Annotated in this window: 10 protein-coding genes; 2 read left to right on the top strand and 8 right to left on the bottom strand. The window is 67.2% G+C overall.

The window, feature by feature from the left end:
* Positions 1–14 precede the first annotated feature (14 nt).
* Together A7D17_RS11705 and A7D17_RS11700 are read left to right on the top strand one after the other, a co-directional pair.
* Entirely contained in the window at positions 15–980 is a 966-nt protein-coding gene (locus A7D17_RS11705) for a 5'-nucleotidase (RefSeq protein ID WP_064509238.1), read from the top strand.
* Entirely contained in the window at positions 977–1,717 is a 741-nt protein-coding gene (locus A7D17_RS11700; RefSeq protein ID WP_064509237.1) for a fused MFS/spermidine synthase, read from the top strand. Before A7D17_RS11705 ends, A7D17_RS11700 begins: the two co-directional genes overlap by 4 nt.
* Positions 1,718–2,082: 365 nt before the next feature.
* On the opposite strand, the gene A7D17_RS11695 is transcribed toward A7D17_RS11700, so the two are convergent.
* The 8 genes from A7D17_RS11695 to can form a co-directional block, all read right to left on the bottom strand.
* Entirely contained in the window at positions 2,083–2,649 is a 567-nt protein-coding gene (locus A7D17_RS11695; RefSeq protein WP_064509236.1) for a DUF2939 domain-containing protein, read from the bottom strand.
* Between the two features lie 119 nt (positions 2,650–2,768).
* Positions 2,769–3,455, bottom strand: a complete 687-nt coding sequence (locus tag A7D17_RS11690; protein ID WP_064509235.1) for a DUF2461 domain-containing protein — start codon at positions 3,453–3,455, stop codon at positions 2,769–2,771.
* Positions 3,452–4,906 carry an exodeoxyribonuclease I gene (gene sbcB / locus A7D17_RS11685; RefSeq protein ID WP_064509234.1) on the bottom strand — a complete coding sequence of 485 codons (1,455 nt, stop codon included), beginning with the start codon at positions 4,904–4,906 and terminating at the stop codon, positions 3,452–3,454. The genes A7D17_RS11690 and sbcB overlap by 4 nt, the downstream gene beginning before the upstream one ends.
* 497 nt (positions 4,907–5,403) lie before the next feature.
* Entirely contained in the window at positions 5,404–6,771 is a 1,368-nt protein-coding gene (locus A7D17_RS11680; protein ID WP_064509233.1) for an FAD-dependent oxidoreductase, read from the bottom strand.
* A gap of 173 nt (positions 6,772–6,944) precedes the next feature.
* Complete coding sequence (gene kynU / locus A7D17_RS11675; RefSeq protein ID WP_064509232.1) at positions 6,945–8,219, bottom strand: kynureninase; 1,275 nt, start codon at positions 8,217–8,219, stop codon at positions 6,945–6,947.
* 33 nt (positions 8,220–8,252) lie between these two features.
* Complete coding sequence (locus A7D17_RS11670; protein ID WP_064509231.1) at positions 8,253–10,382, bottom strand: FUSC family protein; 2,130 nt, start codon at positions 10,380–10,382, stop codon at positions 8,253–8,255.
* Between the two features lie 447 nt (positions 10,383–10,829).
* Positions 10,830–11,360 carry a 3-hydroxyanthranilate 3,4-dioxygenase gene (locus tag A7D17_RS11665; RefSeq protein ID WP_064509274.1) on the bottom strand — a complete coding sequence of 177 codons (531 nt, stop codon included), beginning with the start codon at positions 11,358–11,360 and terminating at the stop codon, positions 10,830–10,832.
* 85 nt (positions 11,361–11,445) lie between these two features.
* Positions 11,446–12,108, bottom strand: coding sequence for a carbonate dehydratase (gene can / locus A7D17_RS11660; RefSeq protein ID WP_064509230.1), 663 nt, complete (start codon positions 12,106–12,108; stop codon positions 11,446–11,448).
* Positions 12,109–12,398 lie beyond the last annotated feature (290 nt).

Here is a 12,398-nt window from a genome sequence, read left to right as displayed (position 1 = left end):
TTCCCGGCACCCAAATGGCTGACAACTCCCCCAGGTTATTGACCGTCGCGGTGACCTCGCGCGCGCTGTTCGATCTCGAAGAGGGCCATGCCTTGTTCGAATCCAGCGGGGTGGAGGCCTACTCGGCGTTCCAACGCGAGCACGAGGACGACATCCTGCAGCCGGGCGTGGCGTTTCCGGTGGTGCGCAAGCTGCTGGCGCTCAACCACGACGTGCCCGAAGAAACCCCGCGCGTGGAAGTGATCCTGCTGTCGCGCAATTCTGCCGATACCGGCTTGCGCATCTTCAATTCGATCCAGCATTACAACCTGGGCATCGTGCGCGCGACCTTCACCTCCGGCGAGCCGACCTGGCCGTACGTCAAGCCGTTCGGCACCGATCTGTTCCTCTCGGCCAACCCGGACTCGGTGCGGCGAGCGCTGACCCATGGCATTGCCGCAGCCACCATCATGCCGCGTGCGCCGGGCGAACGCGCGGAGGCGGCTGCAGCGATTGTGGACAACGACGAAAGCCGGCTGTCCACGCAGTTGCGCATCGCCTTCGACGGTGACGCGGTGATCTTTGGCGATGAGAGCGAACGCATCTCGCGCGAGCAGGGTGTGGAAGCCTTTGGGCGGCATGAGCGCGAACGTGCGCGCGAGCCGTTGTCGGTGGGGCCGTTTCGCAACTTTCTCTCGGCACTGCACACGCTGCAGGCGGCGTTCCCGCCCGGCGAAGCCTCGCCGATCCGCACCGCGCTGGTCACCGCGCGCTCGGCGCCGGCGCATGAGCGGGTGATCCGCACGCTGCGCGAGTGGGGCGTGCGCCTGGACGAAGCGCTGTTTCTCGGCGGCCGGCACAAGGGGCCGTTCCTTGAAGCCTTCGGCGCGGATATCTTCTTCGACGATTCGCAGCACAACATCGACAGCGCACGCCAGCACCAGCATGTGGCCGCCGGTCATGTGCCACATGGCGTGGCCAACGATCCGCCGAGCCGATGAGCGAAGCGCCGCCGCCATTACGCGCGGCGTTGCGTCGCAGCTGGCGCGCGCTGGAGCTGTCTTTCAGCGACGACACGGTGCAAACCCGCATGGCGCGCTGGGCACCGCATCGGCTGGTGTTGCCGTATACGCGCAGCATGCTGGCCGCAGTGTGGTTGCAGCCGCATCCTGCACGTATCGGCTTGATCGGCGTGGGTGGTGGCGCGCAGTTGAAGTTCTGCCACCGCTATCTGCGGCACGCGCGTATCGAGGCGGTGGAGGCCGATGCGCAGGTGCTGGCACTGCGCGATGCGTTTGCGCTGCCGCCCGACGATGCGCGGCTGGAGATCAGCCTGGGCGATGGTGCGCAGTGGATCGGTGGGCGTGACGGGCGTTACGACCTGTTGCTGCTGGATGCCTACGATGCCGATGGCATCCCGCCGACGCTGTGCACCTCCGAGTTCTACGCACAGTGCCGTGCCGCGCTGACCCCCGGTGGCGTGATGGCGCTGAATCTGTACGACGTGCCGGTCGCAGAGCCGCTGGCGCAGCTGCGTTCGATCTTCGACGGGTTGGTACTGGTATTGCCCGAGCAGGATCTGCGCAACCAGGTGGTGATCGCCTGGAACCGCCGAGGTACCCCGGGAACGCCGGAGCAGGCCCTGGCCGGGTTGCCGTGGGCGGCACGCCGCCAGCTGCGTCCGGCGATGCAGCGGCTGCAGGCAGCGTGGCTGGAGCGTGCCTGGCGGTTTTCCTAACCGGCCAGTGCCGAAACGATCTGGCTGGTTGGCGTGGCGCCGACGCAGCGTGGCCGGTGGGTGGATCGCGACAGCGTGCGATATGCCGCATCTGTGCTGAGGCTAAACGGTCACCGCAGTTGCCCGGCAATCATCCAGCGGCGTGCGCGTGCCATTGAACAGGCACGCCGACCTGCGAGGGATCACACCCCAAGGCAAGTGGTCATCAAGTGGGTGCGGCTGGCATTGCACGCGCCGGAATGTACGGGTGGTCCAGAAGGATTCCGGGCACCGGGCCGGATCCGCCTGACGGTTGCCTGGTCGTTAGGTCAGCGGCTCTTGTGCGCGACGCTCCTGCTCCCGGCAACGCACTGCTGCGCCGCGCGCTATCGTGCTGGCGCTGGGGTGGCGTCGGTCAGCGGCAACTGGATATCGGTCAGCCGCCAGCGCAGGCCCTGACGGGTCAGCACGAAGGTCACCGGCGCGCCATTGGCAGTGCGCGTGGTGGCGGTGAAGCGTCGGGTGGATTCGAAGCGCTGCGTGGCGCCTTGCAGCGGACGCGCCGGTGCCGGCGCCGCGTAGGTGTCGGCACTGACAGTATCGCCGATCATGCGATTCCACACGCTATGGCCTTGCAGCAAGGCACCGATGCCCAGCGGCGTCACCAAGGTATCCACGCCTGCGCCGCTGATGCCGCTGGCCAGTTGCAGGGCGAAGCCGCCAAGCAGGCTCGATTGCATGCCGCTGCCGGCCTGGCGCACCAGGTAATTATCCAGCTGCGCCTTGAGATTGACGCGCAGGCTGGGGAAATCCACGTAGCGGTCCAGCTGCGCAGCATCGCGTTCGGCGATCGCGTGGCTGATGCCACGGATGGCCAGATACGGCCCGGCCACCACATAGCCGGCCAGCAGGACCACCAGTGTCAAGGGCACTAACCACCAACGCTTCTTCATCGTTCGCACTCCGTTGCCAGGGTCGTTGGGGCGGTGGTTGCGTGCAGCCAGTGCGTGCAGGCATGGGCCGGATCACACGTGCCACGGCAACGGCGGCACTGCGCATGCCGCCTGCCGCATCAGAATTCCAGATCCAGCGCCGCACACAGGTAATCGACGAATGGCGCCAGCGTCACCAGGTCCGCCTCGATGGTCTGGCGCAGGCGTGGCCCGGTCATGACGGCGTCGTCCAGGTGGCGCAGGTAGGCCCAGTTGCGGTGCTTGAGATCGTCGATGAACTCGAAATCGTTGGGAAAGCCGCGCGGCGCACGCACCAACTTTTCGCTGTCGTCCAGCGCAAACTTGCGACGCAACTTGGGGGCGTGCGCGGCCGCTTTCCAGCTACCGGGGTTGTCGAAGATGAACTGCCGCAGCTTGCGCTGGGTGTCCGGTTCCGGATGCCAGAGACCTGCGCCAACGAAGCTCTCGCCCGGCTGCAGATGGAGATAGAACGAAGGGGCCGGTACTTCGCGCCGGCGCGCATGGAACAGGCGCGCGCCCTGCCAGTTCTTGTACGGCGATTTGTCGTTGGAAAAGCGCGCGTCGCGGTAGATGCGAAACAGCGAGCCACCCTGGGTCCTGGGGTCGGCGCGATAGTGTTCGCTCACCTGCGCCAGGCCCGGTTGCAAATCGGTGATCAGCTGCAGGAACGGCTGGCGCACGTGCGCCTCGTACTGATGCCGGTGGTCGTTGAACCAGGTCTTGTCGTTGTGGCGGGCCAGAGCGCGCAGGAACTTGAAACTGGCGTCGGAAAAATAGGTGGTCATAGCGTGCGTTGGAGGTCCGAACCCCAGGCGGCGAGCTGGTCGAGTAGGGCTTGCTTGGTAGCATCGTCGGGGTGAGCAAGCCGTAAATCCGCAATCTGCGCGCGGTACTGGTCCAGGGTGACTTCGCCCAACCCGTGGTCTTCGAGCAGGCGCTTGCGGCGATACTGGGTCCAGCGTTCCTGCTCGTCGAACGACAATGTGTGCGGCCAGTTGCGCGCGCGGTAGCGGAACAGCAACTCGATCAGGCGTGGGTCGCGGAACCGCGCTTCCAGCGCGCCCAGCTCGGCGGGTGCACTTGCGCGCACCTGGGCCAGCAGGCGCTTGTCGCCTTCGGCCAGGAAGCCGTCGTAGAGCGAGGCGTCTGCATCGTTTGCATCGTTGCCTGCGGCATCGGCGCCACGCTCGCTGGCGTAGACCTGGCGGACCTTCTCGGCGAGGGCGGGGCCGAGGCCGCGCAGGCGTTCGGCCTTGGCCAGCACTGCGTCGCGGTCCACGCCCAGGCGCTGGAAATCGGCGTCGCGCAGATGCTGCCAGGCGACCAGTGCCGGCGACTTGTTCAGATGCACTTCCTTGAGCGGAATGCGGTGTTCGCCCTCGGGCAGATCGGCGGCGCGAATGTACAACCGCTCGGCGATTTCCTCCGGACTCAGCCGCAGCAGCACCTCCGGGTCGCCGTCCAGATCGAACACGATCACCCGGCTGTCGATGCGTGGGTGCCGTGTCAGCGGCAATACCACTGCCGCGCACAGGCGCGAGGCCGGATAGCGCTGGGAGATGTGCAGCACCGGCTGCATGCCGATCACATCCAGCAGCGTGGCGGCAAAGCGCTTGTCGCGCAGGCGCAGCGCGTAGTCCCACAACTTGGGCTGGTGCTGCTGGAATTTGCGCGCCATGCCGATGGTGGCGTACACGTCGGACAGCGCTTCATGCGCATCGCCCTCGCGCACGTCGTTGGCATTGGCCAGGTGTTCGAGCTTGAATGAGGTGGCGCCGTCCTCGCGCTGCGGCCAGACGATGCCGTCCGGGCGCAGTGCATGCACCAGGCGCAGCACGTCCAGCAGATCCCAGCGCGAATTGCCGCCGCGCCACTCGCGCTCGTACGGGTCGTAGAAATTGCGGAACAGGCCGCAGCGCACGAACTCGTCGTCGAAGCGGATCGAGTTGTAGCCCAGCGTGCAGGTCTGCGGGCGGCTCATCTGCTCGGCGATCCGTGCGAACGCCTCGGCTTCGGTCACGCCTTCGCGCAGCGCATGCTGCGGCGTGATGCCGGTGACCATGGTGGCGTAGGGCGAGGGCAGCAGGTCGTCGGCGGGCTGCACGAAGAAGCTGATCGGCTCTTCGATCACGCGCAGCTGCGCATCGGTGCGCACGGCTGCAAACTGCGCAATGCGGGTGCGGCGCGGGTCCTGGCCGAAGGTTTCCAGGTCGTAAAAGAGAAAGCTCTCGGGCATGCGGTTGCGACATCCAGATCCGCGGCGCACGGCGTATGCGCCGCCTAGTGATCGCTAGTATCCCTCATCGCGGCGCTGGCACGCTGAGGCACAGCTGTGCGGGTGGCCCGGCACATGCCGGCAGCGCAGGAACAGTCATGCAGTGCATGCGGTGCAGGCTCTTCCACCAAGTGGCAATTGGTTGGACCATCGGCGATGAGCGTGGCCGGCGGGGCGGTTTGCATGACCGGTGTGGTAATGGCCTGCCTGCCCGCGCGGCACGCGTCCACGGCCGCCTTGCAGCAGCAGGCATGGCTGTGCCACGCGTTTGGCAAGGCGAGGCGGTCCAACCTGTTGAGCGGGCCAAGGGCCATGCTGCGGATCCGTCTACCCTGGAGGCGCCACCACGCCTGCCGGGCGTCGGCACGTCACCGTTGTCGGCGCGCGAGGTGCCGATGGCCGTTCGGGGGGAGAACGGGCATGGTGCCCGCACAACTCCCGCCCCGCCCATGCCTGCCTCAGTGCGCGCCTTCCAGCGGCTCCAGGCGTGCATGCACCACCGCTTCCAGCGCGGTCCAGTCGATCCGCGACAGGTCGTTGTGCCCACGCGTGGCCTCGACCAGGATCTGCCGCTGGATCTCGCTGCGCGCCAGCGCGATCGAATAGCGTGTGCGCAGGAAGGTCACCATGGTGTAGTGCGGCACGAAGCGGGTGGGCCAGCGCGCCTGCAGTTGCTGCTCGAGTTCGCGTTGCAGCAGGAAGTCGGCATCGCCCACGCGGTCGCGCATTTCCAGGTAGTTTTCCAGCGCCATCTGCTGGATCGCGGCGGCATCGTCGCGGCGCGCTGCTTCGAACGCGGCGAATGCGCTGCCGATGTCGTCGTGCGCATCCATCTGTTCGGCCAGCGCTACGCAATCTTCGAACGCGCAGTTCATGCCCTGGCCGTGGAAGGGCACCATCGCGTGCGCAGCATCGCCGATCAGCAGCGCGCGGCTGTCCAGGTGCCAGCGCTCCAGGGTCAGGGTGCCGAGCAGGCCGGGCGGATGTTCCTCCCAGTGCTCTTCCAGCTGCGGAATCAGCGGTAGCGCATCGGGAAAATCGCGGGAAAACAGGGCATGCGCTTCTTCGCCAGTGCGGGTGGTGGCGAAGCTGGGCTCACCGGCGTTGGGCAGGAACAGGGTGACGGTGAAGGTGCCGCCATCGTTGGGCAGCGCGATGCACATGTAACGCCCGCGTGGCCAGATGTGCAGCGCATTGCGTTCGATGCGGAAGCCGCCATCGGGCAGCGGCGGAATTTCCAGCTCCTTGTAGGAGTGATCCAGGAACTCGATGCGCTCGCCCAACGGCGATTTGCGCTGCATCGCCGCGCGCAGCGCCGAGCCGGCCCCGTCGCTGCCGATCAGGCTCTGGAAGTGGATCTCGTGCGGCTGGTCGTCGCGGTCGTCGATGAAGCGCGCATAGCCCGCATCGAAGTCCACCGTGTGCAGGCGGCGATAGAAGTGCACGCGTGCGCCGGCCTGTTCGGCCAGATCCAGCAGCGCAATGTTCAAGGCGGCGCGATGGATCGACCAGATCACCTCGCTGTCGTCGCGGCCGTAGCGCTGCAGCTGCGGCTCGCCGCTGACCGGGTGCACCATGCGCCCGCGCATCATCACCGCCTTGGCCATCACTGCGTCTTCGGCGCCGGCCTGGCGCAGCGCGTGGCGGCCGCGCTCTGCCAATGCCAGGTTGATCGAGCGCCCGGACTCATAGCCCTTGATGCGCGGGTCGCCGCGGCGTTCGTAGACGGTGACCTGCCAGCCGCGACGCGACAGCAGGATGGCCAGCAGGCAACCGGCCAGGCCGGCGCCGATCAGGGTCAGGGAGCGAGGGGAGACTGGGCTCAATGCAATGTCCGGCAGCAGCCGGACGCAGCGCCGGCAAAAAAGGGGGAGACAGCAACTGGCAATGGCGGCCGCCCTGGCATCAGCCCTGGGCGGGGCTCGGAGTGTACGTGGGCATGCAGCGATTCCGCGTGCCGGCCACGCGGCCTGGTGGCGCAGCAGTCAGCCTGCCGCGCTCAGGTGGCGGCCCAGGCTTCCACCTGCTCCACAAAGGTGTGCAGATCGCTGAAACGGTTGTACAGCGGTACCGGCGCAATGCGGATCACGTCCGGTTCGCGCCAGTCGCCAAGCACGCCGGCGGCATGCAGATGCTCGAACAGTGCGCGTCCCTGCGCGCGCCCGCCGGCCACCCGCAGCGACAGCTGGCAGCCGCGCCGCGCCGGTTCGGCCGGGGTGACGATCTGCAGCACCTGCGGCAGGCGCGCGTGGATCAGCTGTTCCAGATGGCCGGTGAGCTGTTCGGACTTGGCGCGCAACGCGGCCATGCCGGCCTGGTCGAACAACGCCAGCGAAGCGCGCAGCGGTGCCAGTGCCAGCACCGGCGGGTTGCTCAGCTGCCAGCCCTCGGCGCCGGGCGAGGGCACGAACTGCGGCTCCATGCGGAACCGCGTGGGTTGCTCATGTCCCCACCAGCCAGCCATGCGCGGCAGATCGCTGGTGGCGTGACGCGCATGCACGAAGCAGCCGCCCACCGCGCCGGGGCCGGCATTGAGATATTTGTAGTGGCACCACACTGCGAAGTCGGCGCCATCGTCGTGCAGGCACAGCGGGAGATTGCCCACCGCGTGCGCCAGATCGAATCCCACCGCGGCGCCTTGCGCGTGCGCCAGGCGCACGATCTCGGCCAGATCGAAGGCCTGGCCGGTGCGGTACTGGATGCCGGGCCATAGCACCAGCGCCAGCCGCGGACCATGCGCGGCAATGGCCTGGGCGATGGCGGCCATCGACAGCGTGCCATCGGCTTCATCGGCCTGCACCTCGATCAGATGGGTGGCCGGATCCAGCCCGTGCAGGCGCAACTGCGATTCCACCGCATGACGGTCGGATGGAAACGCGCCGGCTTCGATCAGGATCGCGCCGCGCTCTGCAGTCGGGCGATAGAAGCTCGCCATCATCAGATGCAGATTGACGCTGAGGGTGTTCATCGCCACCACTTCGCCAGGCTGCGCGCCGACCACGCGCGCCAGTCCGTCGCGCACCAGCTGGTGATAGGTCAGCCATTGGGTGGGGCCGGTGAAGTGGCCTTCCACCGCCAATGCGCCCCAGAGATCGAGCACCTCGCTCACCATGGCGCGCGCGTTGCGGGGTTGCAGGCCCAGCGAATTACCCACGAAATAAGTCTGATCGGCGCCGGCATGCTGCGGAAACAGGAAGGCATCGCGCAGTGTGTGCAGCGGGTCGGCGGCATCCAGCGCCGCGGCATGGGAGCGGGACAGTGAGTCGGTGGTCATCGGGCTCGCAGTGGTCTGAATCGATGCGGCAGTTTACCCGCCGGCTTCCTGGGCGCCGTCATGCGCTGCCGCCGTGTCGGTCGAGGTCGCTCGGACGGGGCGCAGCAGATGGGTGAGCGTGCCGATGCTGTCGGTGACCCGGTCGATGGTATCGGCCAGCGCAGCGGTGGCTGGCGAGCTCTCGGGCAAGGCGGCCAGCGCATCGGAGAGCGTGCGCTCGGCGCTGCGCAACGTGGCTGCGGCCGGCGTGCCGCCGTTGGCCAGGCAGGTAATGAGCTCGGCCAGGGCCTGGTCGGCGCGTTCGGCAAATGCCGGCAGCGCATCCAGCGTGGGCAAGCGATGCCCATCGCGCAACACCGCTTCCAGCAGCAAGGTCGCGCGGATCAGCCGGTTGCCGTTGGCCAGCAGCGACTCAGCGAGTTTGAGCTCCTGCAGGTTGCGCCGGCTACGTGGCTCGCCACGCAGCCGTTCGATCGAGGCCTGCGTATTGGTGCGCGCCACGCGCGCGGCGGCGCGACTGTCGCTCAGGTGCTCCATCCGCCCGAGCAGCAGATTGTGCAGGTGCTCGCGGTAGGCAGCGAGCAACTGCGCCAGCGCGCTGCGGATATGCCGGCGTTCGCGCGTGGGCCACAACGCATAGGCGATCAACGCCAGCGCGCTGCCGGCCACGGTGGCCTGCAGGCGCGCACCGACGGCTTCGCCGGGCGTGACGCCTTCGAAGGACAGCAGCAGCACCAGCATGCCGGTGAGAAAGGCCACGCCGATGCCATAGTTGACCTGGGTCAGCAGCCGGAAGCCCAGGCAGAACAGTGCCAGCAGGGCCAGGCGGATGCTGGCGCCATCCATCGCCAGGTGCGCCAGCAAGGTGGCCAGCAGCAGGCCGACGAAGGTGCCCGCCACGCGCAGCGCGCCAAAGCTGAAGGTGCCGCCGAAATCCGGTTTGAGCACGATGGCGGTGGTCATCGGGATCCAGAAACCGTGCGGAATCTGTTGCCAGCGCTGGAAGGCGATCGCCAGCGCCAGGCACACCCCGCAGCGCAGCGCATGCCGGAACGCCACCGAGGACAGATCCAGATTCGCACGCAGGGTGGCCCAGGTCGCGGCCGGCCGCAGTGCCGCGGGAAGCCGCGCTTCGGCCAGCTGCGCCTGGATTTCGCCGCGGCTGCTGGCCCAGTGCGCATTGCGGACCAGGGCACGCAATTGGCCGCCCAGGCCTTGCGCACGGGCCACTGCCACGCGCACCAGCCGGCGCTCGCGGGTGTCGGCGTTGTCGTGCTGAAACTGCGCCAATGCGGCGATCAGATCGTCGAAGCCGGTCATCGATGCATCGGCCGCCCGCGGGTCTTCGCCTGCCGTCATTGCATGCGCCAGCTGTTCCAGCACGATGGCGCTGCGTTCGAGCAGGCGTTCGATCGCCGGGCGCGCCTGCGAATCGCTCAATCGGGTGTCGGCGTCGGATAGCGACAACAGCTCCAGCCGCACGCGGTCGCAGAGCTCGGCGATGATGCGAAAGCTTTGCACCGCGATCGCGCGCGAGCGATGTTCGCCGTGCAGCATCACCATCGCGTCCAGCACTTCCTGGGTGGCCGGTGGTGCGGCGCTGGCTTCAGGACGTTGCCGTGCGATGGCGGCCAGTTGCCGCATCAGCTCGGCCAGCGCAAAGCGTTCCGGGCGATAACGTTGCAAGGGCCAGGCCGCCAGTGCGAGCAACACCTGCAGCAGTCCGCCGGCAAAGATCAGTGCGGCCACGCCGGGTGCCTGGTCGACCGGCAGCCGCATGTCGGCACTGACCACCAACAGGATCATGCTGGTCAGCCCGACCCGTGCTGCCACCGGGCCCAGCGCGACCAGCAGGCCCCCACCCAGGCCAAGCAGCAGCCCGGCCAGGACCAGGGCCGGCGTGTCGTGCCCGACCCACACACCCAGCAAGGCCGCCAGGCCGGCCGCCAGTGCGGCCATCAGCATGCGCTGCAGGCGCGCACGATACGGGCCGGGCTGGTCGGAGAACATGGTGTTGAGCGCGCCACTGCACACTGCCAGTCCGGCCGCGACATGCCCGGTAGCAACGCCTGCCGCCAGCGGCAGCACCACCGCAGCCGTATTGCGCAAGGCAACGCGCAGCGGCACATCGCGCGGCTTGAGGTCGATCAGTGCGCGCAGCATGGTGCCGATGACGGAATTAATGGCGGTGCCAGGCAGACGTCGGGTTTCGCCAGGCGGCGGCTAGCGGTGCGCTGCATCGGGCACCTGGCGGCGTGGGGTGCGCAAGACATGCGGCGCGGCGCGAGGAAAGCGCGCGGCGGCGGGCAAGCAGCGCCGAGGCAAGGGGCGCGGGCAGCATCGTCGCCAGTGCGATCGAAACAACCGCGTGGCCGGTGCGCGCAAGCCCGATGCGGGCGATGTGGCCGAACCATGACAAATTCGTGGGGCAGGTTCCTTCCCATTCCGCAGCCCTGCGGTGCCTCTGTGCCGGCTGCTTGGCAGGCTGCGCCGTGGCGCTGAACACCTTCGCGCGCGGGGCCCGCGCTCACTTCAGCACGCTCACTTCAGCACGGGCGATCGCCTGCATTGCGCTGCGTGTGCCCGCCATGACCCCATGCCGTTGCCCACTCACTGTTCGGCGGTGGCATGGCGCTCGGGCGCAGGATGCACGTGGCCGCATTGCGTGCAGGTCCGCAGCGTCAGCGAGCGATAGAAGTGATCGAACACCGGCGGGAAATCGGTTTCGATATTGCGCAGCGGGAACATCGCCGCATACAGCTGGTGATTGCATTGCGGGCAATACCATTGCAGCCCATCGTGCTCGTGCGGCAGACGCTCGCGCTCGATCACCAGGCCCACCGAACCGGCAGCGCGCTGCGGCGAATGTGGCACTTTCGGCGGCAGCAGGAAGATCTCGCCGGCGCGGATCGGGATGTCGCGTGCCACGCCGTCGTCCTGCACCTTCAGCACCATCTCGCCTTCGAGCTGGAAGAACCACTCCGGGCCTTCGTCGTAGTGATAGTCGGTGCGCGCATTTGGCCCGCCGACGATCATGATGATGAAGCCGTCCTGCTGGATGCACTTGTTGCCCACCGGCGGCTTGAGCAGGTGGCGGTGTTGCTCGATCCAGGCATGCAGGTTGATCGGCGGGACCAGCATCGACATTCCTCGGCGAAGAAGGCCACCAGCATAGCCAACCGCGACGCCGATGGGCGCCGCGGTCGATCAAGCATGCAGCGCCGACTCAGCGTTCGGCGTGATCGGCCTGGATTTTCGCCAGCGCCGCGTCGTAGCGCTCCTGCAGCAGGTCGGCGCGGTCGATGGACATGCCCAGATCGTGCGCATGGCCATCGCGCAGGCTGTACACCCAACCATGCACGCACAGTTCCTGCCCACGCTCCCAGGCATCGCGCACGATGGTGGTGCGGCAGACATTGACCACCTGTTCCAGCACATTGAGTTCGCACAGCCGCGCGTGCTGCACCGGCAGGTCGCCGGCGTCGTGCAGGCAGGTTTCGTGCTTGTCGGCCACATCGGTGACATGGCGGATCCAGTTGTCCACCAGGCCCATGCGCTTCTGGGTCAGGCTGGCGAACACGCCGCCGCAGCCGTAGTGGCCCACCACCAGGATGTGCTTGACCTTGAGCACGTCGACCGCGAACTGGATCACCGACAGGCAGTTCAGATCGGTGTGCACCACCACGTTGGCGATGTTGCGATGGACGAAGACCTCGCCCGGCGCCATGTCGATGATCTGGTTGGCCGGCACGCGCGAATCCGAGCAGCCGATCCAAAGATACTCGGGCGTCTGCTGGGTGGACAGCTTGGAAAAGAATTCCGGGTCTTCGCGACGGATACGCTCGGACCAGGCGCGGTTGTTGTCTAGCAGATGGTTGAGCTCGTTCATGGGGGCAGTATTCCAGAAAACGCGGTCGTGGTGGCTCCTGACGGGGGCCGGAATGAATCAGCTTTCAGGCTCGATAGTATCTGCGACGGCGAATGTCCAGCCATTGCATTGATGCGGACACTGGCGCCGCAGATCGACTCGACCGGAGGCTCCGATGGCTGACTTCAACCACCCAGCAGCCCCGCGGGATCTCCGTGCCGCCGTACGCCTTTGCACGCGATGAAAATCGGCGATCAATGAAGCGAATGTCCGCGTGGCGTGCTTTGGTTTGATGGCATTGCATTGAAACA

It is taken from the genome of Xanthomonas floridensis (assembly GCF_001642575.1).
GTDB lineage: Bacteria > Pseudomonadota > Gammaproteobacteria > Xanthomonadales > Xanthomonadaceae > Xanthomonas > Xanthomonas floridensis.
Note: the sequence above shows the minus strand (reverse complement) of the source record. Positions and strands in the feature narration are given on the sequence as shown.